Source organism: Nocardioides marinisabuli (assembly GCF_013466785.1).
GTDB classification, from domain to species: domain Bacteria; phylum Actinomycetota; class Actinomycetes; order Propionibacteriales; family Nocardioidaceae; genus Nocardioides; species Nocardioides marinisabuli.
Genome location: NZ_CP059163.1, coordinates 691147 through 715264 on the forward strand (window position 1 = coordinate 691147; position 24118 = coordinate 715264).

Consider the following 24118-nt stretch of genomic DNA (forward strand, 5'->3'; position numbering starts at 1 on the left):
GTCAGTACGCCGCCTGGGCCACGTCGTCGGCCCGCGCCCCGTTGTAGGTGCTGGTGGCCGCGCTGGTCAGCTGGAAGAGAGCGCGCACGGCCTTCATCATCCGGGCCATCATCGCGCACGCCTGCAGGAGCGGTGGGATGATCGTCTCCAACCTGCGGACCACCTCGATGGCGCGGTTCACCAGGCTGATCACCTTGCGACAGCTCGCCCCGCCGGTAGCGATCTCCTTCGCCCAGCCGAGTGCGCTGGCAGCCACCTTGAGGACGACGTCGTCGATCATGCTCAGCATCTCGGCGACGACCTCGACCGCCGCCTTCGTCGCCACCAGCATGTCCTGCATCGCCGCGGAGATGAGCGAGGTGCCCTCCGCGGCGGTGTCCCACGCCTGCGCGGCATCGGCCACGCGCAGCCCGGCGGCGTCGGCGGCCGCCCCGCCCCAGACCTCGGGCAGCGCCCCGGAGATGGCGGCGAAGTTCTGACCGATGGCGCCCAGACCCTCACCGAGAACCGCCCAGTTGGCGGTCATGGCGTCCACGGCGTCGTAGTCGCCCGCGATGGGGTCGAAGATCGCCTGGACCAGGTCGAAGCCGAACTGTCGGCACACCCAGTCGATGCCCTGGATCACGAAGCCGCAGCTGTCGCGCAGGTCGTCGATGAGCGCACCCTCGGTGCCGTCGGTGCGCGGCACCAGCACCGCGGACGAGTCGACCAGGCCCAGTCCCAGGGCGCTCACTGGTCGTGCTCCTCGAGGAAGTCGTCGATGTCGTCGTCGGTGGTCATCGCGTCGCCGGTGTCGGAGGCGTGACCCGCCATGCTCGCGGTCTCACTGGCCAGGCTGACGGGCGCTCCGGTCGTGGACTCACCGGCCCAGGTCGGGGGCTGCGGGCCGGGCAGGTGCCAGGGCGTGGAGGTGATGGTGTTGAGGTGACTCACCGCGGTCGGCGTCCCCGGGATCGGGTCGCCGCCCGCGGGCAGGTGGACCTCGTCGGCATCGGTGACGTCGGTGCGGATCAGGTCGAGGTCGCGCTGGATGTGGTGGTCGGTGGCGAGCAGATCCTCCAGTGCGGCGTCCATGCGCACCGACAGCTCCTGGGCGTCCTGGAGCCCCTCGTCGAGGGCTTGCGAGAGTGCGGCCCAGGCGTCCTCGTAGGTCCCGCGGAAGAGCCCGAGGATGCCTCGGAAGGCACCGGTGTCGCCCAGCCCCGCCTGGGCGGCGAACCCGCTGGCCTCGGAGAGGTTGAGGTACTGCTCGTGCGCGGCGCTCACGAGCTGGCGCACCCCCTGCTCGGAGACCCTGACCTCGTCACCCATGCACCCGCCGCCTCGCTCGACCTACCCGGACACCGTCGACCTACCCGGCGCGTGCCCGGGTAAAACCTGACGCAGACGCGACGACGGCCCGCCCGGGTCTCCCCGGACGGGCCGTCGTGCGGTGCGGTGCGTGCTGCGCCGCGGGTGGACCAGTGCCGATCAGTGCCGATCAGTGACCGTGGCCGTGGCCGTGGCCGCCGGCGGCGGACTCGTCCTCGTCCTCGGGCTTGTCGACGACCAGCGTCTCGGTCGTCAGCAGCATGCCGGCGATCGAGGTGGCGTTGACCAGCGCGGAGCGGGTGACCTTGACCGGGTCCAGGACGCCCTGGGCGACCAGGTCGCCGTACTCCTCGGTGGCGGCGTTGTAGCCGTTGCCGACGCCCATCTCGCGGACCTTGGTGGTCACGACGTAGCCGTTGACGCCGCCGTTCTCGGCGATCCAGCGCAGCGGCTCGTCGGCCGACTTGCGCACGATGCGCACACCGACGGCCTCGTCGCCGGTGAGGCCGAGGTCGTCGTCGAGCACCGAGACGGCGTGGATCAGCGCGGAGCCACCACCGGGGACGATGCCCTCCTCGATCGCGGCGCGCGTCGCGGAGACGGCGTCCTCGATGCGGTGCTTCTTCTCCTTCAGCTCCACCTCGGTGGCGGCGCCGACCTTGATCACGCAGACACCGCCGGCGAGCTTGGCGAGGCGCTCCTGGAGCTTCTCGCGGTCCCAGTCGGAGTCGGTGTTCTCGATCTCGGCCTTGATCTGGTTGACGCGGCCCTCGACGGCGGAGGCGTCGCCGGCACCGTCGACGATGGTCGTGTTGTCCTTGGTGATCACGACGCGGCGGGCCTGGCCCAGCACCTCGAGCCCGACCTGGTCGAGCTTGAGGCCGACCTCGGGGGCGATGACCTGACCACCGGTCAGGGTCGCGATGTCCTGCATCATCGCCTTGCGGCGGTCACCGAAGGCGGGGCTCTTGACCGCGACGGCGTTGAACGTGCCGCGGATCTTGTTGACGACCAGGGTCGAGAGGGCCTCGCCCTCGACGTCCTCGGCGAGGATGAAGAGCGGCTTGCCGGCGGCGATGACCTTCTCCAGCAGCGGCAGCAGCTCGGCGATCGCCGAGATCTTGCCCTGGTGCAGGAGGATGTAGGGGTCGTCGAGGACGGCCTCCATGCGCTCGGGGTCGGTCACGAAGTACTGCGACAGGTAGCCCTTGTCGAACTGCATGCCCTCGGTGAAGTCGAGCTCGGTGCCCATGGTGCTGGACTCCTCGACGGTGATGACACCGTCCTTGCCGACCTTGTCGAAGGCCTGCGAGAGCAGGTCGCCGATGACCTTGTCGCGGCTGGAGATGGTGGCCACCGAGGCCATGTCCTCCACCGAGTCGACCTCGCGGGCCGACTCGAGCAGGGCGTCGCCGACGGCCTTGGCCGCCAGGTCCATGCCGCGCTTGAGGCCCATCGGGTTCGCGCCGGCCGCGACCGAGCGCAGGCCCTCGTGGACCATGGCCTGCGCCAGCACCGTCGCGGTGGTCGTGCCGTCACCGGCGACGTCGTTGGTCTTGGTGGCGACCTCCTTGGTGAGCTGGGCACCGAGGTTCTCGAACGGGTCGTCCAGCTCGATCTCACGCGCGACGGTCACACCGTCGTTGGTGATCGTGGGGGCGCCCCACTTCTTGTCGAGGACGACGTAGCGGCCCTTGGGGCCGAGGGTCACCTTGACGGCGTTGGCGAGGGCGTCGACGCCGCGCTCGAGCGCGCGGCGGGCGTTCTCGTCGAACTCCAGGATCTTGGGCATGCGGATGCTCCTAGGTCAGTGGTGTGGAGGAAACGGACCCGGGCGCCATGCGACGCAGGTCGCAGGGCGACCGGTCGGCATGACGCCCGGGCCGGTGGATCAGTTGACGATCGCGAGGACGTCGCGCGCCGAGAGGATCAGCAGCTCCTCGCCGCCGTACTTCACCTCGGTGCCGCCGTACTTGCTGTAGATGACCTTGTCGCCCACGGAGATGTCCATGGGGACGCGCTCGTCGCCGTCCTCGTTGAAGCGGCCCGGGCCCACGGCCACGACCTCGCCCTCCTGGGGCTTCTCCTTGGCCGTGTCGGGGATGACGAGACCCGAGGCGGTGGTCTGCTCGGCCTCGAGCGTCTTCACGACGATGCGGTCCTCGAGGGGCTTGATGTTGATCGACACGTTGGATCGACCTCCACTTTCTTGCACGCGTTGGCTGGGTGGAAACGTAGGAGTGCCTCCAGGCACGGGCACGCCGTCGCGGGGCTCGCGCCGACCTGGTGGGCGTTGGCACACTCACCAGGAGAGTGCCAGCTCAAAAACTAGCACTCCCCCCTGAGGAGTGCCAGAGCAGGCCGTCGGTGACAGGATCGCCGGATGGACCTCGACGCCTTCCGGTGGCTGCTCACCGACGACGGCCAGGCCCTCCTGGCCCGCGCCGAGGAGCTCGACCCGAGCGACCCGCTGCGCGCCCAGACCGCGCTGCGCCGCCACGCCGGCGCCGAGCACGCGGCCGCCGCGCTCACCCAGGCCGGGCTGCGGCGCCGGGCCGTGGCCAAGTTCGGCGACCTCGCCGCTCGGCTCTACTTCACCCCCGACGGCCTCGAGCAGGCGACGCGGCTCAGCGTGGCGCGGCACCGCGCGGCGCGGCTGCGGGCCTTCGACGCCCTGAGCCTGGTCGACCTGGGCTGCGGCATCGGCGGCGACCTCCTCGCCGCCGCCGAGACCGGGATCGTCAGCGTCGGCGTCGACCTCGACCCGGTGCGGGTCGCGGTCGCCGGGGCCAACCTGGCCGCGCTCGGGCTCGACGGGGTGGTCAGCGTCGTCGACGCCACCACCCTCGACACCTCCCCCTTCGACGTCGCGTACGCCGACCCCGCCCGCCGCTCGGCGCGCGGGCGCAGCTTCGACGTCGACGACTGGACGCCGCCGTGGTCGTTCGTCGAGTCGCTGCTGGCCCGCGACTCGTGCGTCAAGGTCGCGCCGGGCATCCCCCACGACCTGGTGCCCGAGGGCGTCGAGGCCGAGTGGGTCAGCGACCACGGCGAGGTCAAGGAGGCCGCCCTGTGGTCGGGGCGCCTGGCCACCACGCGCCGTCGGGCGACCGTGATCGGCGACGGCGGCCTGGCGACCCTCACCGACGAGGACGACCCGGGCGCCGGCGTACGACCGGTGGGCCGCTTCCTCTACGAGCCCGACGGTGCGGTCATCCGGGCGGGGCTGGTGACCGCGGTGGCCGCGGCGTGCGAGGGCGGGCTGCTCGACGAGCACATCGCCTACGTCACCACCGACGCGGACCAGACGGCCGCCCGCACGCCCTTCGCCCGCGGCTACGAGGTGCTCGAGGAGCTGCCCTACCGCGAGAAGGCGCTGCGCGCGGCCCTGCGCGAGCGCGGCGTGGGCCGGCTGACGATCAAGAAGCGCGGGGTCGACGTCGTCCCCGAGGAGCTGCGCAAGCGCCTCGCCCTCGCCGGCGACGCCGAGGCCACGATCGTGCTGACCCGGGTCGCCGGCGCCGGGACCGCGCTGCTCGTGCGCCCCCTCTGAGCCGTCCGGAAGCGCTGTCAGGAGGCGCCGAGCGCCGCCTTCTCCGCACCGATGGTGGTGTCGTCGCCGTGGCCGGTGTGCACCACGGTCTCCTCGGGCAGCGCGAAGAGCCGCTCGCGGATCGACGCCTTGATGACGTCCTCGTCGCTGAAGGAGCGCCCGGTCGCGCCGGGCCCGCCCTGGAAGAGGGTGTCGCCGGTGAAGACGCAGCCCAGCGAGGGGGCGTGGAAGCAGACCGCGCCCGGGGCGTGGCCCGGGGTGTGGATGGCCTGCAGCCGCACGCCGCCGACCAGGATCTCGAAGCCGTCACCCAGGTCGACGTCCCAGAGGTGGTCGGTGTGGGTGAGCTCCCACAGCGGGCGGTCGTCGGGGTGCAGCATGATCGGCGCCACCACCCGCTCGCGCAGCTCGGGCGCGACGCGGCTGTGGTCGTCGTGGGCGTGGGTCAGCAGGATCGCGCGCACGGCACGCTCCCCCACCACCGCCATGATCGCGTCGACGTCGTGGGGGGCGTCGATGACGACGCACTCGTCGTCGTCGCCCACGACCCAGATGTTGTTGTCGACCTCGTGGGTCTCCCCGTCGAGCGAGAAGGTCCCCGAGACGACGGCGTGGTCCACCCGTGCGGTCATCAGAGCACCACCACCGAGCGCAGGACGTCACCCGTGTGCATCTTGTCGAAGGCGGCCTCGACGTCGTCGATGCCGATCTCCTCGGTCACGAACGCGTCGAGGTCGAGGCGCCCGGAGGTGTAGAGGTCGGTGAGCATCGGGAAGTCGCGGCTGGGCAGGCAGTCGCCGTACCAGCTCGACTTCAGCGCGCCGCCGCGTCCGAAGACGTCGATGAGCGGCAGCTCGGGCACCTTCATCTCCGGGGTGGGCACGCCGACCAGGACCACGGTGCCGGCCAGGTCGCGGGCGTAGAACGCCTGCTTCCAGGTCTCCGGGCGACCGACCGCCTCGATCACCACGTCGGCACCCTCGGCGCCCGGGTAGGTCTCGGCGCAGATGCGCTTGATCTCCTCGACCGGGTCGACCTGCGAGGAGTCCACGGTGTGCGTGGCACCGAGCTCGCGGGCCTTCTCGAGCTTCTTGGGGTCGATGTCGACGGCGATGACCGGGCTGGCTCCCGAGAGGGCCGCGCCAGCGACCGCCGCGACGCCGACGCCGCCGCAGCCGATCACCGCGGCGGAGCGCCCGCGGGTGGTCTGCCCGGTGTTGATGGCGGCGCCGATGCCGGCCATCACGCCACAGCCGAGCAGGCCGACGGCGGCCGGGCGGGCCGCGGGGTCGACCTTGGTGCACTGGCCTGCTGCGACGAGGGTCTTCTCGGCGAACGCACCGATGCCCAGCGCCGGCGACAGCTCGGTGCCGGCGTCGTCACCCTCGGCGAGCGTCATCTTCTGGGTCGCGTTGTGGGTGTTGAAGCAGTACTGCGGCTCGCCCCGGTCGCAGGCCCGGCAGTCGCCGCAGACCGCACGCCAGTTGAGCACCACGAAGTCGCCGGGGGCGACGCTGGTGACGCCCTCGCCGACGGACTCCACGACGCCCGCGGCCTCGTGGCCCAGCAGGAACGGGAACTCGTCGTTGATCCCGCCCTCGCGGTAGTGCAGGTCGGTGTGGCAGACCCCGCAGGTCTGCACCTGCACCACCGCCTCACCCGGCCCGGGGTCGGGGACGTTGATCGTGGTCACCTCGACGGGCGCGCCCTTGGCGCGCGCGACGACTGCCTTCACCTGCTGCATGCTCGGTCCTCTCGTTGGCTCCGCACCCATGCAACCCCATCCACGAGGGCGAGGGCACCCCCGGGGCAGGCGATTCCAACCATCCCTGCCGACGCTGCGTCTGGTGGGTGTGGGACCGAGGAGGAGACGATGCAGGCACCAGCACCGGCCCGGGGGGCCGAGGAGGTGAGCGCGGTGGACACCGACCAGGCGCGGGTGCGCAGCAGGAGCGAGCGGCGCGACGCCGAGTTCACCGAGTACCTCGCGGCACGCCAGGCGGCGCTGCTGCGCACGGCGTACCTGGTCTGCGGCGACCGGCACCAGGCCGAGGACGTCCTGCAGACCGCGCTGGCCAAGCTCTACCTGTCGTGGGACGAGGTCCGCGACCGGGGCGCGGTCGACGCCTACGTGCGGCGCATCATCGTCAACGAGACCACGTCGGCGTGGCGGCGCCCGTGGCACCGCCGTGAGCGGCCCACCGACCAGGTCCCGGAGACGACCGCCCACCACGACACCTACGACGAGGGCCGGTCCGCGGCGCTGTGGGAGGTCGTCCGCTCGCTGCCGCCGAAGGCGCGGGCCGTGGTGGTGCTGCGCTACTACGAGCAGCTCAGCGAGGCCGAGACCGCCGAGACCCTCGGCATCTCGACCGGCACCGTGAAGTCCCAGACGAGCCGGGCGATGAGCATGCTGCGCGAGCGCACACCCGACCACCTGCACCCCCGGGAGGAGGAGCGATGAACAGCAACGACAGCCACGAGATCGGCGCGGCGCTGGAGCGCCAGGTCGCCGGCCTGCACGACGCCCCCTTCACGCTCGCCGACGTGCAGGGCCGCGCCCGCGGCATCCGTCGCCGCCGGCACGCGCTGGTCGCCGGAGTCGCGGCAGCGGCCGCTGCGGTCGCGGTGCCCTCGGCGCTGCTGCTGGGCGGCACCCTGGACCGCACCGGTGCACCCGACCCGGCCGGCCCCTCGGAGTCGGCCACCGAGGCGGTCGACGCCGGCACCGCACCGAGCTCCTCGGTGCTGCAGGGCAGCACCCTGACCCGTCCCGACGGCACCACCACCGAGCTCGAGCTGCCCGACGACCAGGTGATCGAGTACGCCGTGCTCGGCGACGGGCGGGTCGTGGCAGTCCCCAACGGTGGGGCCGAGATCCTCGTCCTGGGCGCCGACGGCGAGGCGCAGGCGTCGTACGCCGCCGAGATCAACCACATCGTCGTCGGCGCGACCAGCGACACGGCGGCCTGGATCGGTGACGACGGCGCCGTGCGGGTGCTCGAGTCGGGCACGGCGGAGCCGACGGTGCTGGCCAGCCCGCCGGTCGAGCGTGGCGGCTACCGCTCGGTCGACGCCGTGCTGGGCAGCGGCTGCGCCGCCGGGGGCTGCTCGGTGCTCACCGGCGACGGGAACACCACCCAGCACGTGGTCACGCGGGACGGCGTCGAGCCCCTCGACATCGACATCGCGGTGCGCGTCGACGACGTGAGCCCCGACGGCAGCCTGTGGTCCTTCTCCGAGCAGCCGGCCGACGAGTTCACCCAGTACGGCTGCGTCGGTCTGTACGACGTCGTCGCCGCCACCACCAAGGCCCGGTCGTGCGACGCCTGGGGGCTGTTCTTCTCCCCCGACGGCCGCTACGTCGAGGCCGCCTTCGCCGAGAACGGGATGCTGGGCGACCTGCGGGTCCTCGACCTGTCGCTGGAGACGGTGCTGGACTACGAGCCCGGCGGGAGCCGGGTGGTCGACTCGGCCGGTTGGGCCTCCCCCGACGCGCTGCTGGTCTCGGTCGCCGGCCTGCGCGACGACCAGTGGTCGCTGCTCGAGGTGCCTCTGGACGGCAGCGAGCCCACCACGGTCGCGGGGCCGGTCCAGGGCGGGAACCCCGAGATCGAGTCGGAGTTCCACATGTCCCGGTGACCCGGCCGCGCGTACGGCTCAGCGCCAGCGCCAGGTCGCGAGGATCGACTCCAGCCGCTCGCGGTGCAGCGACGCCGGGCCCGTGGTCCGCAGGCTGAAGAGGATCGTGGCCGCCGGGTCGAGGACGACCGATCGCAGGATCGTCACGTGCTTGCCCCCGCCCTTGCCCTCGATCAGCGGCATCTCCACCCCGTCGACCTCACGAGGCTCCCCCAACCGCATCGGGAAGGGGTTGTCGGCCTTCGCGTTGTCCAGGGTCAGCTCGACCAGGTGGTCCAGGTCCGGGTCGTCGGTCAGCGTCGGGACCTCCAGCAGCGTCAGACCACCGCTGCCGTCCAGCAGGTAGGCGCCTCCGGCCCCCGTGTCGGCCGCCTCGGTGACCCAGTCGTCGTCAGGCACCCGCACAGCCGCCGACGGCAGGGCGAGCCTGGTGCCGGTCGCCGGAGGCACCGCCGGGGCTGACGACTCGGGCTCCGTGGGCGTGCTCGGCGTCGCGGGCGCCGCTGGAGGTGTCGCACCACCGGGAGCCGAGCCGTCGTCACCCCCGGAGCACCCGGCCACGACGAGTGCCGTGCACAGCAGGAGTGGGGCGAGATGGTGCTTCTTCATGTGGTCTCCGATCCTGGTGTGTCCAGCCGGTGGTTCCTCGCGACCCGCACGTCAGCGCCACTGCCACGAGGCGACGACGGCCTCGACGCGCTCGCGGTGCAGCGCGGCGGACCCGGTGGTGCGGATCTCCAAGGTCAGGTACGCCGGCTGCGGCTCGAGCACGACCGTCTCGAAGCGGACCAGGTGCCCGCCCCCACCGCTGCCCTCGAGGACCGCGACGGACACCCCGTCGAGATCACGCGCCGGACCCAGCCGCACGGCGAAGGACTCGTTGCGGTTGGCGTCGGCCAACGAGAGGTCCAGCAGCTCGTCGAGGTCGGGGTCGTTGGTGATGGTGGGCACCTCGTTGAGGAACAGCTGGCCCGAGAGGCGCGGGGCGTAGCCGCCACCCGAGCCCTTGTCCGCCGGCTTGGCCGTCCACGTCTGGTCGGGCAGCCGCAGCTGCGCCGACGGGAACCTCAAGCGGGTACCCGACGCCGCAGGTACCTCCGGGGCCGTGACCTCGACCTCCGCCGGGGCGCTCGATGCCGGCGATGCTGATGGGGACGTGGCGTCGTCGGTGACGGAGTCCTCGTCGCCCGCACCGCACCCACTCACCGCGAGCGCCACGCACAGCAGGGTGGCGACGATCGCTCTCATCTGACGCTCCTGCACCTCGTCAGCGCCATCGCCAGGTCGCCAGCATCGACTCCAGCCGCTCGCGGTGAAGCGAGGCCGGGCCCGTGGTCCGCAGCTCGAGGAGGATCGTGGCCGCCGGGTCGAGGACGACCGATCGCAGGATCGTCACGTGCTTCCCCCCGCCGCTGCCCTCGATCAGCGGCATCTCCACCCCGTCGACCTCACGAGGCTCCCCCAACCGCATCGGGAACGGGTTGTTGGCCTTGGCGCTGTCCAGGGTCAGCTCGACCAGGTGGTCGAGGTCCGGGTCGTCGGTCAGGGTCGGCACCTCCATCAGTGTCACCCCACCTCTGCCGTTGAGGAGGAAGGCGCCACCCGACCCCTGGTCGGCGGGTCGGGCGACCCAGTCGTCATCGGGCACCCGCACAGCCGCCGAGGGCAACGTGAGCCTGGCGCCGGTCGCCGGAGGAACCTCCGGGGCCGTCGGCTCGGGCTCCGTCGGGGCGCTCGACCCCGTCGGTGTCGACGCGGGCGTGGCATCGTCGGCGACGGGGGTCTCGTCGCCCGCACCGCACCCGCCCACCGTGAACGCCACGCACAGCAGTGGGGCGACGACCAGATGCTTCTTCACAGACACTCCGAGACTCGGGCGGCGGGGATTGCTCGCATCCTGGTACCCCGTGCACGAGCCTTTGACACCTCGTCGACGTCGCGCGTGTGACGAGAGCACGACCGCGGGGGTCGCGCAGGCCGGTCGTGCGGGTCGAAGCCCAGGTTTTACCCTGGCCGCACCGGGGAACGACCTGGTGTGTGCACCCGCACGAACAGCCGACACACCCGGAGCCCCAGCATGTACTTCGCAGGACTCTCAGCGGCCATGCAGTACGTGGCCGTCGAGCAGACGACCATCGACCGGGTCATCTCCTTCCTGCGCGAGAACAGCGAGGGCGACTGGGCGCGCCAGTTCGCCGCCGACGCCCCGATCGCCATGCCCTCGCTCGGGCGCGGTGACCGGGCCCAGGAGCTGGGGCTGCACCACGACCGGGCCCAGCAGGTGATGGCCGAGACCGTGCAGGGCATCGTCCGCGACCTCGAGGCCTTCGCCGAGAGCGTCAACGAGGCCGCCCGCCTCATCCGGCGCGCCGACGAGGACTCGGCGGAGACCATGGTGGCCACCCAGCGGGTCGTCGAGATGCTCGCCGAGGCCTCGCTCACCCCGCAGAGCGAGGCGGCCTACGACCGGGCCCGCAACGAGCACGGCGGAGACGCCTGATGGGCCAGCAGGAGGAGCGCCTGCGACGCACCGTGTCGGGAGCTCACTTCCCCGACTTGGCCGTGTCAGCCGAGCGGTGGCGATCTGGCGCAGACGAGCTGCTGCAGATACAGACAGTCCTCTCCATGGCCGTCACCGACGTGCGCGCCGGGTTCGGTGAGTCCTCCGAGGTCAGCAGGGCCGCCGTCGATGCCTTCACCAAGGTGGCCGACAAGGCGGCGCAGCGCAGCAAGCAGATGCGGGACGCCGCCGAAGCGGTCGGTCGCGCCAACTCGGCACTGATGGCCGCCGCCCACGAGCAGCGCCTCCTCGACGCCAGCGCACCCACCCAGCCCCAGCCCCCCGAGCGGACCCCCGGCATGCCGGAGACCCCCGAAACGCTGCGTGCCGAGCAGCGCTACGGCCGCGACCTGGGCGCCTACAACGCCGCGATGGCCGACCGCGAGATGCGCGCCAAGCAGCGCGCCGACCAGGTCGACACGACGTACGCCGAGTCGGCCGAGGTGATGCGCCGCATCCACGGCGAGCCCGACGAGCGGGTCATGCGTGACGCCGCCGGCTCCGGCGCGGGTGCTGGTGGCGGCGGTGGCGCGGGCGGGACCGCCCCGACCGGCGGCAGCGTCGCAGCGGGCCACCCCGGGGGCAGCGCGCACGTCCACCCGACCGGCACCCAGCAGGCACCGACCGGCGACACCCTCGACGCCGGTGGCTCCGATCCCGACGACACCGGCTCGAGCGACCCAGATCAGCAGAGCACGGGCGCGGACGCCCCCGAGGACGGCGGCAACCCGTTCACGCAGCCCGCGGACCCTGGCTCGACCGGTGCGGGCGGCACGGGTGGCATCGGCGGGCTGACCGCAGGCATCGGGGGCGGCATCGCCGGCAGCGCCGTGATGGGTGGGGCGGCGCTCCTCGGCGGACGCCTCGCCGGCGGGGCCTCCGTCGCGCCGGTGGGCGGCGCGGCCGCCGGGTCGACGGCCGGGCGCCCCGCCGCCGCACGTGCCATCGGCGCCGGACCCACCTCGGGCGGGGCCACCCTGGGCCGCAGCGCCGGGGCGACCGGCACGCCGGCCGCTGCAGGTCGTGGAGCGGCGACCGGGGCCACGAGCACTCGCTCGGGCGGCGGCGCACGCGGCGGCTCCGCACAGGCTGGTGCACGCGCTGCCGGCTCGGCCGGTGCTGCTGGCGGGCGTGGTGCTGCCGGGCGTGGTGCTGCCGGCGGGCGGGGCGCTGCTGGCGCGGCAGGTGGCGCCGGCCGCGGTCGCAACCGCGACGCCGACCGTCCCGAGCAGGCCTTCTTCGCCACCGAGGACGACTGGACCGACGACGAGGGACACGCCCCCGTCCTCGACTGAGCCCGGGCGGCGGCTCAGCCGGCGAGCACCGAGGAGACCGGCAGGCTGGAGTCGGCCGGCAGGTCGAGCGAGGAGGGGGTGCGCCCCCGGGCCACCATCTCGGCGCCGAGCGCGGCGACCATCGCACCGTTGTCGGTGCACAGGCCCGGACGCGGCACCCGCACCCGGATGCCGAGCCGCTCGGCGCGCTCCTCGGCCAAGTGGCGCAGCCGCGAGTTGGCAGCGACGCCGCCACCGATGAGCAGGTGGTCGATGCCCTCGCTGGCCGCGGCGTCGAGCGCCTTGCGCACCAGCACGTCGCAGACCGCCTCCTGGAAGGAGGCCGCCACGTCGGCGACCGGCACGGGCTCGCCGGCGCGCTCGCGCGCCTCGACCCAGCGCGCCACGGCCGTCTTGAGACCCGAGAACGAGAAGTCGAAGCGGTGCCGCTCGAGGTCACGTCGCGCGGTCAGGCCGCGCGGGAAGTCGATGGCGACGCTGTCGCCCTCGCGCGCCACCCGGTCGATGTGCGGGCCGCCGGGGAACGGCAGCCCGAGCAGGCGGGCCACCTTGTCGAAGGCCTCCCCCGCCGCGTCGTCGATCGTCTCGCCCATCGGGTCGACCCCGACGGTGACGTCCTCGACGCGCAGCAGGCTGGAGTGGCCGCCGCTGACCAGCATCGCCAGGCACGGCTCGGGCAGCGGCCCGTGCTCGAGCTGGTCGACCGCGACGTGGGAGGCGAGGTGGTTGACGCCGTAGAGCGGCTTGCCCAGGCCCAGCGCCAGCGCCTTCGCCGAGGCGACCCCGACGAGCAACGCCCCGGCCAGGCCCGGCCCGTTGGTGACCGCGATCGCGTCGACGTCGTGCAGCGAGACGCCCGCGGTCTCGCAGGCCCGCTCGATCGTCGGCACCATCGCCTCGAGGTGGGCCCGGCTGGCCACCTCGGGCACCACGCCGCCGAAGCGGGCGTGCTCGTCGACGCTGCTCGCGACCGCGTCGGCCAGCAGCGTGTGGCCGCGCACGATCCCGACCCCGGTCTCGTCGCAGGACGTCTCGATCCCCAGCACCAGCGGTTCGCTCACACCGCTCATCGTCGCACGCGACCGCAGCGGCCCCGCGGCCAGATCGCGACCACGCGCCGGGCATGATCTGGGCGTGCAGGAGATCTCGGTCGAGCAGCTGGTCACCACCTCGCAGCACCGCTTCGCGCGGCACCAGGTCGACCCCGCGATCGCCCCACGCGCCTGGGTGGCCGGGGCCGCCGCCGTGGTCGAGAACCACCCGCGCTGGACCGGCCCCAGCCCGGGCCGCAGCTGGTGTGCCTGGGCCCGGCCGAGGAGCTGGCGCCGCTGATGGACGGCGTCGCCGCGCTGCACCCGCGCCCGTGGCGGATCACCGTCGAGGCGGCGGCGTACGACGCGCTGCCGCCCGGGTGGGCGCACGAGCAGGCCACGCGGTGGGACTGGATGCTGACCCGCGACCAGCCCGCCGAGCCGACCCCCCAGGTCGTCGAGGTCGGCGACCGCGCCGACCTCGAGGCGCTGCTCGACGCGGGCAACCCGGGCTCCTTCGCCCGCTCCGACAGCCCCGGCATCGAGGCGTGGCTGGGCGTCGTCGAGGACGACCGGCTGGTCGCGGCCGGCGCGCTGAACCGCCAGCACGACGGCACCGGCCAGCTGCGCGGCATCACCGTGCTGCCCAGCGAGGAGCGGCGCGGCCTCGGCCGACTGGTCTCGACCGCGCTCACCCGCCGTGCGCTCGCCGGGGCGTCGGGGACGGCCAGCCTGGGCGTCTACACCGACAACGCGCCCGCGATCCGCCTCTACGAGAGGCTGGGCTACCGCACCGTCCACACGTTCCGCTCCGCGGTGCTCTCCTAACCGGCCGGGCCGGGGTCGGTGAACGCGACCGGCGTGCCCGTCGCGCGGGCGTAGGCGATCTCCCGGCTCGTGGACTCGCCGACGTAGCCGCCCGGGTTGACGACCAGCACCCGGTCGGCCAGGTCGATCTTGCGCAGGTGCAGCGCGTCGAGCGCGGCCTTCTGCTCGGCGGTGATCGACCGGTCCGCGTCACGGTCGTCGACGCGCCAGAAGACGCCCGGCGCGAGCACCACCGCCCCCGCGAAGGTCAGGTCGCGGTTCGCGGCGCTCATCTCCTCGACGAACCGGGTGGAGCCGCAGAGGCAGACGATCTCGGGCCGGTCGGGCCCGGCCTCAGCCATCGTGGCTCCCGCCGCAACCTGGTCCGAGCCCGCGGCGCAGCACCACGGCGGTGGCCCCGTCGCGGTAGTAGCGACGTCGGCGGTCGACCTCGACGAAGCCACGGGCGGCGTAGAACGACAGCGCGCCCGCGTTGTCCTCGCGCACCTCGAGCAGCAGCCGGTCGGCACCGGCCACGCGGGCCGTGGCGACGACCTCGTCGAGCAGCGCCGTGGCCAGGCCGCCGCGCCGGTGCTCGGGGTCGACGGAGATGCGCTGCAGCTCGGCGATGTCGGCGACCACGCTGAGCACCGCGTGGCCCGCGACCACCGGGCCGTCGGCGGAGACGACCTCCGCGACGAGGTACGTCGCGTAGGGCACCCGGCCCTCGAGTCCCTCCTGGAGCAGGCCCGGGGGCCAGGCGTCGGCGCCGAGGTTGTCCTGTTCGAGCGAGGCCACCGCCACCAGGTCATCGGGGCGGGCCTCGCGGACCGTCACGACACGCTCTTGCGGCTGCGCGAGACCTCGGCGTCGGGGCGGCGCAGGTACATCGGCTCGGGGTCGAGGAGCTCGGCGCGCTCCTCGGCGACCACCCGGGCCAACCAGCCGGCGCTGGGTCGCTGCGGCCCGACGGCCAGCGGGAACGCCTCGGGGTAGAGCGTCGCGCCCTCCCCCACGACCGGGGCCTCGGTGGCGAGGTCGGCGGGCTTGTCGACCACCGGGCCGTCGAGCCGCACGCCGTCGGCGTCGTAGGAGGCCAGGTAGACCTCCTTGCGCCGGGCGTCGGTGGCGACCACGAAGTCGCGGTCGACCGCGCCGGTGTCGACGGCCTCGACGGCCAGCACGTCGAGCGTGCAGACGCCGTACACCGGGATCTCCAGCACGAACCCGAGGGTGCGGGCGGTCACCAGCCCCACCCGCAGGCCGGTGAACGGCCCCGGGCCGACCCCGACGCCGATGGCGGTGAGGTCCTGGCGCACCGCGCCCACCTGGCGCAGCACGGCGTCGATGAGCGGCGCGAGCTGCTCGCCGTGCTTCATCGCCCGCTCGGCCTCGAGCTCGGCGACCACGTCGGAGCCGTCGTGCAGGGCCACGGCCACCCGCGGTGTCGCGGTGTCGAAGGTCAGCAGCATGAGCGGCAGGCTAACCCGGCTCAGCCCGCGCGCCGGCCCGCGGCCCGCTCGGCGTAGGTGCTGGCCGCGGCGTGCACCGCCGCGACGTACTCGTCGGAGTGGTTGTAGGACAGCACCGCGCTCGCCCAGCCCTCCCCGCCCGCGAGGTCGCGCCCACCGGCGCACAGGTAGCGCGCGGCGGTCGCGGCGGCGTCGTCGAGGTCGTGCGGGTCGATCGTCCCGTCGCGGTCGCCGTCGGCGGCCCACGGCTCCCACGAGGAGCGCAGGAACTGCATCGGGCCCACCGCGTGCTCCCACGTCGCGTCGCCGTGCCAGGCGCGCGAGGCGGCCGTGGAGCGGATCGCGGCGAAGTCGCCCGACCCGTCGAGGGCCGGGCCCAGGATGGCCGACGACGAGCGGCCCTCGGCGTCGATGGTGCGCCCGCCCAGGGTGCCGTGCTGCGACTCGATCCAGCCGATGCCGGCCAGCGTGGTCCAGCCGACGTCGCAGCCGCCGACACCCGAGAGCTGGGCGTCGGCGTAGGCGCGCAGCGCCGGCCAGGGGATGCCGGTGGCCCGGCTGGTGCGGCGCAGCCAGCCCTCGTCGACCAGCTGGGTGCGGCGCACCGCGCTGCCCGGGTCGGCCTGCGAGGGCACCGGGGCGGCGACGTACGACGTGGGCGGGGTCAGGTCGACGGTGCGCTCGGGGGTGTAGAGCCGCGAGAGCCCGAAGGCCGCCGCCGACAGGGTCAGCAGCAGGACCGAGAAGAGCAGGATGGAGCGCGGGCCCGAGCTCATGCGGCTCGCACCTCGACCCCGTGCGCGGCCAGGGCCTCGACCAGCACGGCGTGGCCCTGGTCGAGGTGCCAGTGCACGGCGCGCAGCCCCACCTCGCGCGCCGACTCGACGTTGGCGAGCACGTCGTCGACGAAGAGCACCTGGTCGGGTGCGGCGCCGATGCGGGCGACCGCGGTCTCGAAGTAGGCCGGCTCCGGCTTCGTGACCCCCATCTCCCAGGAGTAGCAGGAGACGTCGAAGTGCTCGTCGAAGCCGAGCTCGGTGCGCATCTGCTCACCGCGCTGGCGGTGCTGGTTGGTGCCGAGGTGGACACCCAGGCCCGCCTCGCGCAGCCGGCCGGCGAGGGCCAGCGACTCCGGCGAGACGGTGATGTCGCGCCACAGCGCGTCGTAGAGCACGCCCGGCGCGACGTCGGCGTACGTCGGCACTACGCGCTCGAGCACCTCGAGGAAGTCGCCCTCGCCGCGCAGCGGCCCGCGCTCGGCCGCCCACAGGGCGTGCGCGAGCTCCTCGGCGCGCTCGCCGACCCAGCCGCGCAGCAGCCCGATGGGGTCGCGTGGGGAGCGCTGCAGGACGCCGTCGGCGTCGAGGAGCACGTGGTCGACGGCCACGGCGGTCGGCTCAGTCGGTGCCGTGGTCGGCGATGAAGGCCAGGATCTGCTCGCTCAGCTCGGGGCGGCAGACCACGAGGTCGGGCAGGTAGACGTCGTCCTGGTTGTAGACGAGCTCGCTGCCGTCGACGCGCGAGGTGAACAGTCCGGCGGCGCGCGCCACGGCCACGGGCGCGGCGGAGTCCCACTCGTACTGCCCGCCGGCGTGCACGTAGGCGTCGGCGACGTCACGCACGACCGACATCATCTTCACCCCGGCCGAGCCCATCGGCACGAGCTCGGCGTCGATCTCCTCGGCCAGTGCCTGCACGAAGGCGGGCGGGCGGCTGCGCGAGACCGCGATGCGCGGCTTCTCGGAGGTGCGCGGCGGCACCACGGGCGCCTCGCCGGTGTTGAAGGTCTCGCCGAGCACCGGCTGCGCGACGGCGCCGGCGACCAGGGCACCGCCCTGCCACAGCGCGACGTGGACGGCCCAGTCGTCGCGGGGCGGCTCGGAGAACTCGCGGGTGCCGTCGAGCGGGTCGATGATCCAGACCCGCTCGGCCGAGAGGCGCGCCTTGTCGTCCTTGCCCTCCTCGGAGAGCACGGCGTCGTCGGGGCGGTGCTGGGCCAGCAGGCCCATCAGCAGCTCGTGGGCCGCGGCGTCGCCGGCGTCCTTGAGCTCCTTGCCCTCCAGGCCCTCGGCGCGCACCTCCAGCAGGCGGCGGCCGGCGGCCTCGGCCAGCCACGTGGCCAGCACGTGGTCGTCGGCGGCGGGGGGCGGGGTTCCGGGCTCGAAAGTCACGCAGCGAAGCGTAGCCGCGATCAGGAGTTGAACCGCTGCTGGGTCTTCTCCAGGCCCTCGGCGACCAGGCACTCGACCGCGTCGGCGGCGGTGTCGACCACGAAGGGCAGCACCTTGCGCTCGGCCGAGGAGTAGTTGGAGAGCACGAAGTCGGCGACCTCCTGGCGACCCGGGGGGCGGCCGATGCCGACCCGCACCCGGTGGAAGTCGCCGGTGCCCAGCGAGGCGCGCATCGACTTCAGGCCGTTGTGGCCGTTGTCGCCGCCGCCCAGCTTGACCCGCATCGTGTCGAAGGCGATGTCGAGCTCGTCGTGGATCGCCACGACCCGCTCGGGCGGCACCTTGTAGGCGGTGGCCAGGGCCTTCACCGGCCCGCCGACCTCGTTCATGTACGAGCGCGGACGCGCCAGCACGACCCGGGGGCCGCCGGTGCCCGGGGCGCCCACCCGGCCCTCGACGACGTCGGCGCGGCCCGATTTGTGGGCCCGGAACCCCGAGCCGAGCCGGGTCGCCAGCTCGTCGGCGACGAGGTAGCCGATGTTGTGCCGGTGCCCGGCGTACGTCGGGCCCGGGTTGCCCAGTCCGACGAGCAACCAGACGGGGCTGCTGCCGTCACGGCTGTCGGACATGGTGCTCCCCGGGCCCGTCGCGATCACTCCTGCGAGTCGCCGGCCTCGGCGGCGCCGGCCTCGGCGCCACCCTCGGCGGCCTCGTCACCGGACTCCTCGTGCTCGATGCCGGCCTCGGCCTCGGCCTCGACGAGCTCGGCGTCGAGCGACTCCTGGCTCTGCTGCTGGGTGACGTTGACGACCAGGATGTCGCCGTCGGTCAGCAGCTCGGAGCCCTTCGGGAGCTTGAGGTCGGAGGCGTGGACCTGGGTGCCGACCTCGGCGCCCTCGACGTCGACCTCGACGAACTCGGGGATGTGGGTGGCCTCGGCCTCGACCGAGACGACCGAGTTCTCGAGCACCACGAGGGTCTCGGCGGCGGCCTCGCCCACGACGTGCACGGGGATGTCGACGGTGACCTTCTCGCCACGGCGCACGGCCACGAAGTCGACGTGCTCGATGAAGCGCTTGATCGGGTCGACCTGGACCTGCTTGGTCAGCGCGAGGTGGCTCGAGCCGTCGACGTCGATGTCGAGCAGCGCGTTGGCGCCACCGTTCTTGAGCGCGAGCATGATCTCGTGGCCCGGCAGGATGATGTGGGTCGGCTCGTTGCCGTGCCCGTAGATGACGGCCGGCACCTTGTCGTCGCGGCGGATGCGGCGCGCCGCGCCCTTGCCGAACTCGGTGCGGGTCTCAGCGGCGATCTTCTCGGCAGCCATGTGTGTCTCCTCGTGCGCTACAGCGGTGCGGGGTCCTGGCAGGACCCTCGCAAGGTCGGGTGGTCACCTGCGGATGGGCCCGGACGCACGAAGCGCCGCGCCCGTCGGATTCACGACACAGCGCGGCGCGAGCTCTCGCAGCCGACCGCGTCGATCACGGAGCGACCGCGGACGGTCGGCTCCCTCGCCGAGGCAACCGGACGAGTCTAGACGCGACCGCGCGACGAGGGCCAATCCGCTGCGGGCTCCGGGACCGTCCACGGCAGCGGCCGCACCCGCAGCCCCGGTGCGCCGGCCGTGCCCGGCTCGGGCGGGGCCGGCGGGGCCCCGGGGAGCACCAGCGGCGCCAGGCTGCGCGCCACCCGGTCGGCCCAGCCGGCCGCGACCCCGTCGAGGCGCAGCTCGACCACGGGCGCCCCGGGTCGCGAGAGCCGGGCGTACGAGGGCTGGTGCGCGCCCACCTCGACCACGGCCGCGCAGCGCTCGGGCAGGTCGTCGAGGCCGGCGCCGGTGACGACCAACGGCCCGGCCGGCGCGGGACCCGGCGCGGGACCCGGCGCGGTGGCCCCGTGGTGGACCGTGAGGTGCGGGCGGGGCCCCGGGGGCCCGGCCCGGTGCGGCAGCCAGCGCAGCCACGACCAGGACCGGTCCACCCGGTGGCCGACGACGTCGAGGGAGAGGTCGTCGGGGGCGTGCAGGGCAGCCAGCTGCAGCAGCCACCAGCGCAGCGCCGCGTCGACGGTGGCGTCGGGCCCGACCAGGCCGACGGTGTCGCCGGCCGCGAGCCCGCCGAGCGGCAGGGTCACCGGCGCGCCGCGGTGGCCCACCGTCCCGAGCCGCAGCAGCAGGTGGTCGGGGTCGTCGCGGCGCCGCTCCCAGCGACGGGGCCAGCCGCGGCCGGCCGGGGTCGCGCAGGCCCCGACCTGGGCCGGGTCGGGCGGCGGCTGGGGAGCGTACGAGGCCGGGCGCGGGGGTGGCCGGCCCCAGACGAGGTGCCCGTCGCCGGCGCTGGTCGGCGCGGCGACCGGTGCGGCGTCGTGCGCCGGGCGGGGGGTGCAGCTCGACCAGCGAGTCGCCGACCGCCAGGACCTGTCCGGGGCGCCACGGGCGCGGCTCGTGCGGCGGGCAGGGCTCGCCGTCGAGACGGGTGCCGTTGCTCGAGCCGAGGTCGGTGACGCTGACCGCGGCGCCGCCCTCGTCGAGCCGCAGCCGGCAGTGGCGCCGGGAGAGCGAGTGGTCCTGCCAGGCGACCGGGCCGCTGCGGCCCAGCTCTCGATCACCCGGGGCCAGCCGGTGCACCGACCCGGCGTCGGGGCCGCTGACGACGCGCAGCTCCAGCCCCGGCTCGTGCTCGGGCTCGTGCTCGCGGTCGGGGTCAGGGCGGTCGCCGAGCACGACACGGGCGCCCTGGACCAGCCCGACGTCGCGCAGGGTGCCGGCCTCGTCCCAGGAGCGCCGCTCGGCGCCGGCGCCCAGCAACGGGTGCTCGACACGGACCGCTCCCCCGGGCGTGCGCGCCAGCCGGCGCAGCGCCGCCTCGACCTCGACGGCGGGGGTGTCCTCGGCGGCCTCGACCAGCACGTCGGTGCTGCCGGCCCCGGACACGACGCTGATCGTGACCTGCACGCCGCCTCAGCCCCCGGCGCCCTGGATGGTCAGCGAGGCCGGCTCCAGCCGGGTGAAGTCCCCGACCTGCGCGGTGACCGTGCAGTCGCTCGCGGGGTAGCGCGCGAGCAGGCTCAGTCCGTCGGCGGCCACGGCGACCGCGTCGCAGGCCTGGAGCCGGACGCCGTCGAAGCCGTCGGCGACCGCCGACAGCGCGAGCGTGGCCTCGCCCTGGGCGTCGGAGTCGAAGAGCGGGCGCACCGGGTCGGGGCCCGCGCCCCAGTCGGGCAGCAGCCGGACCCGCACCGGCGTGAAGCCGCTGCGCGCCTTGCGCACCACCGGCGGCACCTCGACGACGACGTCGCGCAGGCGCTGCACCGGGTAGCCGTCCCCCGAGCGCTGCGCGTCGAGGACCACGCGGGTGCTCTCGGCCGACTCCGCCACCCACTCCTCGAGCCCGGTCGCGGGGTCGGTGCCGAGGTCGAGGTCGAAGGTCGCCACGACCAGCACCTCGCCGTCGGCCGGCACCTGCCCGGGGTCGACGGCGAAGCCGCAGCGCACCGAGATGCCGGTGCGGGCGGCCAGGTTGTCCTGCACCGTCGCGCCGGTCCAGGTCGGGCTCGGGCAGTCGTCGCCGCGCGCCGGCAGCACCTCGAGGAAGGGGCCGCGCAGCGCGGCGTCGCGGGCGCTGTAGCGCAGGCGCAGGGTGACCCGGCCCGAGACCGGGTCGTAGTCGGCCTCGCGGTCGACCCCCAGCCCGGTCGGCAGGGCGGGCTCGGTGCGCTCGACGGAGGCCGCAGCGCCCACCACCGGGTCGGGCTCGTCACCGGTGGCGACCACCACGCCGGCCACGACGGCCCCGACGACCACCAGCACCAGCGCCGCCAGGGCGGCGACGCCGGCTGCTCGGCCGGTCCCTCCTCGGGCCCGGCGCGGCGCGCGTCGCGAGGGCCTCGCGGGTCGGCTCGCGGCCTCGGCCGGGGGCGGCGGCGGGACCGGCGGGCTGGGTGGGCCGGCCGCGTGCAGGAAGGTGGCCCCGACGTCGACCTGGGCGTCGTCGACCTCCACCTGCACCGACGGCGAGCGCACGACCGTGCCCTGCACCAGGTCCCAGTCGTCGGGCGCGGGCTGCACCTCCAGGGCGGGCAGGTCGAGCACCGCGTCGGGCAGCTCGCGCAGCGCCGCCGCGGTGGCGGCGGCACCCAGCCGGGTCGTGGGGTCCTTGGCCAGCATCGTCTCCACGACGTGCCACAGCTCGTCGGGCACCGGCAGCCGCGGCGGTCGCACCGAGGCGTGCCGGAAGCCCACCGTGTGGGCGGTCCCGGCCCCCGAGAACGGGGTCCGGCCGCCGAGCAGCTCGTAGAGCAGCACCCCGGTCGCGTAGACGTCGGAGGCCGCGCTGAACCGGCCGTGCACGAAGAGCTCGGGAGGCATGTAGCCGGGCGTGCCGAGCAGTCCGGTCGCCTGCACGGTGCGCTCCTGGGCCAGCCGCGCGATGCCGAAGTCGGTGAGCAGCACCCGGTCGGCGTACCCGGCACCGGCGGAGTACCCGGAGTCCTCGGAGTCCTCGCCACCGCGCAGCAGCACGTTGTCGGGCTTGACGTCGCGGTGCAGGCAGCTCTGCTCGTGGGCGGCGGCGAGCGCGGCGAGCACCGCGCAGGTCGTCTCGACGGCGTCGCGCGCCGCGAGGGTGCCGACCTCGCGCAGGTGGCGGCGCAGGTCGGTGCCCTCGACGAGGTCCATCACGATCGCCAGCGCCTCGCCCTCGACGACCAGGTCGTGCACGCGCACGATCGCGTCGTGGCGCAACGACATCAGGATCGAGCGCTCCTGCACGAAGCGGCCCACGATCTGCTGGTCGCGCGCCAGCTCGGGGCGCAGCAGCTTGGCGGCGACGTACCGCTCGCCGACGCGGTCCCAGGTGCGCCACACCTCGCCCATGGCGCCCTCGCCGAGCCGGTCGACCAGCTCGTAGCGGCTGCCCAGCGCGCGTCGTCCGCCCGTCACGGGCTCAGCCTGTCGTGTCGTCGGCGAACCAGAACAACCGGCCCCCGGCACTGCCGCCGCTCCCGCCGCCACCAGCCGCGTCGACCGCGGGGCGGACCCCGGGGTCCTGGCCGGTGGCGCGCAGCGCGACCACGCTCGCGGGCGGCAGCGCCGGTCGCTGCGAAGTCGAGCGCCGGCCCGGCGAGCCCGTCGTCGGGCCCGACCTGGAGGCCGCTGAGCGCCGACAGCACGTCGCCGGGCTCGACCGACCCGGCCGCCTGCGCGGCGGCCGCGAGGGCCACGACGGCGTCGTGGCTCGCGGTGTCGGCGTCGGCGGCGACCTGGGCGAAGGCCGCGTCGCCGAAGAGGTCGGTGATGCCGGGGTCGCCCGCAGCCAGGCGCAGCGCGGCGAAGAAGGCCGAGACGCCCTCGGGGCGCGCACCCTGGGACAGGGTGGTCGCGTCGCCGGCGTCGGTGCCGGCGGTGAGGTAGGCGCCGGCGGTGGTGCCGGAGGCCTCGGCGAGGCCGGCGGCGAACGCCGGGCTCAGGGCCTCCGGCGACAGCACGACCGGCGCCGCGGGCGCGGCGCCCTGGAGCGCGGCCACCACCCGGGCCTGGGTGCTGGCCGCCGCGGCCACCAGCACGCTGTCGACGCGCCCGGCGTCGTACGCCTCGGCGACGCGCGCGACCGTGGCGTCGAGGTCCGCCCCGACCCCTGCCGCGTCCGCCGAGCCGACGTCGAGCTCGACGTCGTCGGCGGTGAGCACGAAGGGGCGGCTCAGGCCGTCGGCCTGCATCGCCTCGAGCAGCGCCCGGTCGACGCTCGCGGCGTCGGGCCCGGTGGCGAAGGCCCCGACCGGCAGGTCGGCCTCGCGCTCGTAGGGCAGCAGCACCGCGGTGCCGGCCGAGGTCGCGGTCTCGAGGGCCTCGTCGAGGTGGTCGCCGCGGGTGGCGGCGACGATGCCGGCGACGTCGGAGGCGACCAGCTGCTCGACGGCGGCCTCGGCCCCGGCGGCGGTGCCGCCGTCGTCGACGACCTCGAGCTCGACGTCGCCACCGCCCAGCCGCAGCCGGTACGCGGCGACGGTGGCGCCCTCGGCCGCGGCGACGACGTCCTGGCCCTGGCCGGGCTCGGAGCGCAGCGTCAGCAGGACGCCCACGCGCAGCGGGTCACCGTCCCCGACGCCGTCGGCCGTGGTCAGCGCGACCGACGCCGGGACCCCGGCCGAGCCCGCCGCCGACCCGGTGGCCTCCGCGGACCCGGGGCCCGGCTCGTCGCCGCCACCCGAGCAGGCGCCGAGCAGCAGCGCCGTGCCGGCCGCGAGGGCCGGCAGGGGGCCGGTGAGACGTCGACGCAC

At 74.5% G+C, this 24118-nt stretch carries 28 protein-coding genes and 1 pseudogene; 7 read left to right on the forward strand and 22 right to left on the reverse strand.

The features are described from left to right. Position 1: 1 nt before the first annotated feature. The 4 genes from H0S66_RS03210 to groES all read right to left on the reverse strand — a co-directional run bounded on the left by H0S66_RS03210 (position 2) and on the right by groES (position 3499). Positions 2–733, reverse strand: a complete 732-nt coding sequence (locus H0S66_RS03210) for a hypothetical protein (protein ID WP_179614112.1) — start codon at positions 731–733, stop codon at positions 2–4. Further along, positions 730–1311 (reverse strand): hypothetical protein, encoded by a 582-nt coding sequence (locus tag H0S66_RS03215; protein ID WP_179614113.1) that lies wholly within the window; start codon positions 1309–1311, stop codon positions 730–732. Before H0S66_RS03215 ends, H0S66_RS03210 begins: the two co-directional genes overlap by 4 nt. 169 nt (positions 1312–1480) lie before the next feature. Further along, the gene (groL, locus tag H0S66_RS03220; protein WP_179614114.1) at positions 1481–3103 is read right to left on the reverse strand and encodes a chaperonin GroEL; all 1623 of its coding nucleotides are present in this window, start codon (positions 3101–3103) and stop codon (positions 1481–1483) included. Between the two features lie 99 nt (positions 3104–3202). Further along, positions 3203–3499: a co-chaperone GroES gene (gene groES, locus H0S66_RS03225; protein ID WP_179614115.1), complete on the reverse strand. Its 297-nt coding sequence runs from the start codon at positions 3497–3499 to the stop codon at positions 3203–3205. A 195-nt stretch (positions 3500–3694) separates the two neighbouring features. Here groES and H0S66_RS03230 point away from each other — a divergent pair, with 195 nt between their 5' ends. After that, positions 3695–4864, forward strand: coding sequence for a class I SAM-dependent methyltransferase (locus H0S66_RS03230; protein WP_179614116.1), 1170 nt, complete (start codon positions 3695–3697; stop codon positions 4862–4864). Positions 4865–4881: 17 nt separating this feature from the next. Here H0S66_RS03230 and H0S66_RS03235 read toward each other — a convergent pair whose 3' ends face one another. Both H0S66_RS03235 and H0S66_RS03240 read right to left on the reverse strand, forming a co-directional pair. Then, complete coding sequence (locus H0S66_RS03235) at positions 4882–5496, reverse strand: MBL fold metallo-hydrolase (protein WP_179614117.1); 615 nt, start codon at positions 5494–5496, stop codon at positions 4882–4884. Further along, complete coding sequence (locus H0S66_RS03240) at positions 5496–6608, reverse strand: S-(hydroxymethyl)mycothiol dehydrogenase (protein WP_179614118.1); 1113 nt, start codon at positions 6606–6608, stop codon at positions 5496–5498. Before H0S66_RS03240 ends, H0S66_RS03235 begins: the two co-directional genes overlap by 1 nt. A gap of 129 nt (positions 6609–6737) precedes the next feature. On the opposite strand from H0S66_RS03240, the gene H0S66_RS03245 reads away from it, so the two are divergent. Both H0S66_RS03245 and H0S66_RS03250 read left to right on the forward strand, forming a co-directional pair. Next, a complete protein-coding gene (locus tag H0S66_RS03245) occupies positions 6738–7328 on the forward strand; it encodes a SigE family RNA polymerase sigma factor (protein WP_179614119.1) in 591 nt (196 codons plus the stop codon). After that, entirely contained in the window at positions 7325–8506 is a 1182-nt protein-coding gene (locus H0S66_RS03250; RefSeq protein ID WP_179614120.1) for a hypothetical protein, read from the forward strand. The genes H0S66_RS03245 and H0S66_RS03250 overlap by 4 nt, the downstream gene beginning before the upstream one ends. A gap of 18 nt (positions 8507–8524) precedes the next feature. On the opposite strand, the gene H0S66_RS03255 is transcribed toward H0S66_RS03250, so the two are convergent. The 3 genes from H0S66_RS03255 to H0S66_RS03265 all read right to left on the reverse strand — a co-directional run bounded on the left by H0S66_RS03255 (position 8525) and on the right by H0S66_RS03265 (position 10364). Continuing rightward, the gene (locus H0S66_RS03255; protein WP_179614121.1) at positions 8525–8905 is read right to left on the reverse strand and encodes a hypothetical protein; all 381 of its coding nucleotides are present in this window, start codon (positions 8903–8905) and stop codon (positions 8525–8527) included. A 261-nt stretch (positions 8906–9166) separates the two neighbouring features. Beyond that, the gene (locus tag H0S66_RS03260) at positions 9167–9577 is read right to left on the reverse strand and encodes a hypothetical protein (RefSeq protein ID WP_179614122.1); all 411 of its coding nucleotides are present in this window, start codon (positions 9575–9577) and stop codon (positions 9167–9169) included. Between the two features lie 196 nt (positions 9578–9773). After that, a complete protein-coding gene (locus tag H0S66_RS03265) occupies positions 9774–10364 on the reverse strand; it encodes a hypothetical protein (RefSeq protein WP_180923777.1) in 591 nt (196 codons plus the stop codon). Positions 10365–10583: 219 nt separating this feature from the next. On the opposite strand from H0S66_RS03265, the gene H0S66_RS03270 reads away from it, so the two are divergent. Both H0S66_RS03270 and H0S66_RS03275 read left to right on the forward strand, forming a co-directional pair. Further along, positions 10584–11006, forward strand: coding sequence for a hypothetical protein (locus tag H0S66_RS03270; protein ID WP_179614124.1), 423 nt, complete (start codon positions 10584–10586; stop codon positions 11004–11006). A gap of 125 nt (positions 11007–11131) precedes the next feature. Continuing rightward, positions 11132–12361, forward strand: a complete 1230-nt coding sequence (locus tag H0S66_RS03275) for a hypothetical protein (RefSeq protein WP_179614125.1) — start codon at positions 11132–11134, stop codon at positions 12359–12361. A 14-nt stretch (positions 12362–12375) separates the two neighbouring features. Here the strand turns inward: H0S66_RS03275 and tsaD are convergent, their stop codons facing one another. Continuing rightward, on the reverse strand, positions 12376–13422 hold the full coding sequence (tsaD, locus tag H0S66_RS03280) for a tRNA (adenosine(37)-N6)-threonylcarbamoyltransferase complex transferase subunit TsaD (RefSeq protein WP_370463683.1): 1047 nt from the start codon (positions 13420–13422) through the stop codon (positions 12376–12378). Between the two features lie 73 nt (positions 13423–13495). Between tsaD and H0S66_RS03285 the strand changes: the two genes are divergently transcribed. After that, positions 13496–13693 (forward strand): hypothetical protein, encoded by a 198-nt coding sequence (locus H0S66_RS03285; RefSeq protein ID WP_180923778.1) that lies wholly within the window; start codon positions 13496–13498, stop codon positions 13691–13693. Next, positions 13657–14220 (forward strand): GNAT family N-acetyltransferase, encoded by a 564-nt coding sequence (locus tag H0S66_RS03290; protein ID WP_180923779.1) that lies wholly within the window; start codon positions 13657–13659, stop codon positions 14218–14220. Before H0S66_RS03285 ends, H0S66_RS03290 begins: the two co-directional genes overlap by 37 nt. Here the strand turns inward: H0S66_RS03290 and H0S66_RS03295 are convergent. From H0S66_RS03295 to H0S66_RS03345, 12 genes and pseudogenes are all read right to left on the reverse strand, one after another. Then, on the reverse strand, positions 14217–14561 hold the full coding sequence (locus H0S66_RS03295; RefSeq protein ID WP_179614128.1) for a hypothetical protein: 345 nt from the start codon (positions 14559–14561) through the stop codon (positions 14217–14219). The two genes, H0S66_RS03290 and H0S66_RS03295, sit on opposite strands and share 4 nt — an antisense overlap. Continuing rightward, complete coding sequence (locus tag H0S66_RS03300) at positions 14554–15036, reverse strand: GNAT family N-acetyltransferase (RefSeq protein WP_179614129.1); 483 nt, start codon at positions 15034–15036, stop codon at positions 14554–14556. Before H0S66_RS03300 ends, H0S66_RS03295 begins: the two co-directional genes overlap by 8 nt. Next, positions 15033–15671 carry a tRNA (adenosine(37)-N6)-threonylcarbamoyltransferase complex dimerization subunit type 1 TsaB gene (tsaB, locus tag H0S66_RS03305; protein WP_179614130.1) on the reverse strand — a complete coding sequence of 213 codons (639 nt, stop codon included), beginning with the start codon at positions 15669–15671 and terminating at the stop codon, positions 15033–15035. The genes H0S66_RS03300 and tsaB overlap by 4 nt, the downstream gene beginning before the upstream one ends. A gap of 20 nt (positions 15672–15691) precedes the next feature. Beyond that, on the reverse strand, positions 15692–16447 hold the full coding sequence (locus H0S66_RS03310) for a lytic murein transglycosylase (RefSeq protein WP_179614131.1): 756 nt from the start codon (positions 16445–16447) through the stop codon (positions 15692–15694). Then, positions 16444–17058, reverse strand: a complete 615-nt coding sequence (locus H0S66_RS03315; RefSeq protein WP_179614132.1) for an HAD family hydrolase — start codon at positions 17056–17058, stop codon at positions 16444–16446. Before H0S66_RS03315 ends, H0S66_RS03310 begins: the two co-directional genes overlap by 4 nt. A gap of 10 nt (positions 17059–17068) precedes the next feature. Further along, entirely contained in the window at positions 17069–17842 is a 774-nt protein-coding gene (locus H0S66_RS03320) for a 3'(2'),5'-bisphosphate nucleotidase CysQ (RefSeq protein ID WP_179614133.1), read from the reverse strand. A gap of 20 nt (positions 17843–17862) precedes the next feature. Next, positions 17863–18471: an aminoacyl-tRNA hydrolase gene (pth, locus tag H0S66_RS03325; RefSeq protein ID WP_179614134.1), complete on the reverse strand. Its 609-nt coding sequence runs from the start codon at positions 18469–18471 to the stop codon at positions 17863–17865. Between the two features lie 23 nt (positions 18472–18494). Further along, positions 18495–19169, reverse strand: coding sequence for a 50S ribosomal protein L25/general stress protein Ctc (locus H0S66_RS03330; RefSeq protein WP_179614135.1), 675 nt, complete (start codon positions 19167–19169; stop codon positions 18495–18497). 206 nt (positions 19170–19375) lie between these two features. Further along, positions 19376–19996 (reverse strand): hypothetical protein, encoded by a 621-nt coding sequence (locus H0S66_RS20275; protein WP_258017076.1) that lies wholly within the window; start codon positions 19994–19996, stop codon positions 19376–19378. 307 nt (positions 19997–20303) lie between these two features. After that, positions 20304–20795 (reverse strand): annotated as a pseudogene (locus H0S66_RS20945) (FHA domain-containing protein); the annotation flags it as partial. A gap of 6 nt (positions 20796–20801) precedes the next feature. Then, the gene (locus tag H0S66_RS03340; protein WP_179614137.1) at positions 20802–22781 is read right to left on the reverse strand and encodes a serine/threonine-protein kinase; all 1980 of its coding nucleotides are present in this window, start codon (positions 22779–22781) and stop codon (positions 20802–20804) included. Next, on the reverse strand, positions 22778–24118 hold the full coding sequence (locus tag H0S66_RS03345) for an ABC transporter substrate-binding protein (RefSeq protein WP_180923781.1): 1341 nt from the start codon (positions 24116–24118) through the stop codon (positions 22778–22780). The genes H0S66_RS03340 and H0S66_RS03345 overlap by 4 nt, the downstream gene beginning before the upstream one ends.

Coding starts and splice junctions, on each gene's coding strand:
- H0S66_RS03215 (WP_179614113.1), bottom strand. CDS start 1,311: ATGGGTGACGAGGTCAGGGTCTCCGAGCAGGGGGTGCGCCAGCTCGTG.
- groL (WP_179614114.1), bottom strand. CDS start 3,103: ATGCCCAAGATCCTGGAGTTCGACGAGAACGCCCGCCGCGCGCTCGAG.
- H0S66_RS03230 (WP_179614116.1), top strand. CDS start 3,695: ATGGACCTCGACGCCTTCCGGTGGCTGCTCACCGACGACGGCCAGGCC.
- H0S66_RS03235 (WP_179614117.1), bottom strand. CDS start 5,496: ATGACCGCACGGGTGGACCACGCCGTCGTCTCGGGGACCTTCTCGCTC.
- H0S66_RS03240 (WP_179614118.1), bottom strand. CDS start 6,608: ATGCAGCAGGTGAAGGCAGTCGTCGCGCGCGCCAAGGGCGCGCCCGTC.
- H0S66_RS03245 (WP_179614119.1), top strand. CDS start 6,738: ATGCAGGCACCAGCACCGGCCCGGGGGGCCGAGGAGGTGAGCGCGGTG.
- H0S66_RS03250 (WP_179614120.1), top strand. CDS start 7,325: ATGAACAGCAACGACAGCCACGAGATCGGCGCGGCGCTGGAGCGCCAG.
- H0S66_RS03270 (WP_179614124.1), top strand. CDS start 10,584: ATGTACTTCGCAGGACTCTCAGCGGCCATGCAGTACGTGGCCGTCGAG.
- H0S66_RS03275 (WP_179614125.1), top strand. CDS start 11,132: ATGGCCGTCACCGACGTGCGCGCCGGGTTCGGTGAGTCCTCCGAGGTC.
- H0S66_RS03295 (WP_179614128.1), bottom strand. CDS start 14,561: ATGGCTGAGGCCGGGCCCGACCGGCCCGAGATCGTCTGCCTCTGCGGC.
- tsaB (WP_179614130.1), bottom strand. CDS start 15,671: ATGCTGCTGACCTTCGACACCGCGACACCGCGGGTGGCCGTGGCCCTG.
- H0S66_RS03310 (WP_179614131.1), bottom strand. CDS start 16,447: ATGAGCTCGGGCCCGCGCTCCATCCTGCTCTTCTCGGTCCTGCTGCTG.
- pth (WP_179614134.1), bottom strand. CDS start 18,471: ATGTCCGACAGCCGTGACGGCAGCAGCCCCGTCTGGTTGCTCGTCGGA.
- H0S66_RS03330 (WP_179614135.1), bottom strand. CDS start 19,169: ATGGCTGCCGAGAAGATCGCCGCTGAGACCCGCACCGAGTTCGGCAAG.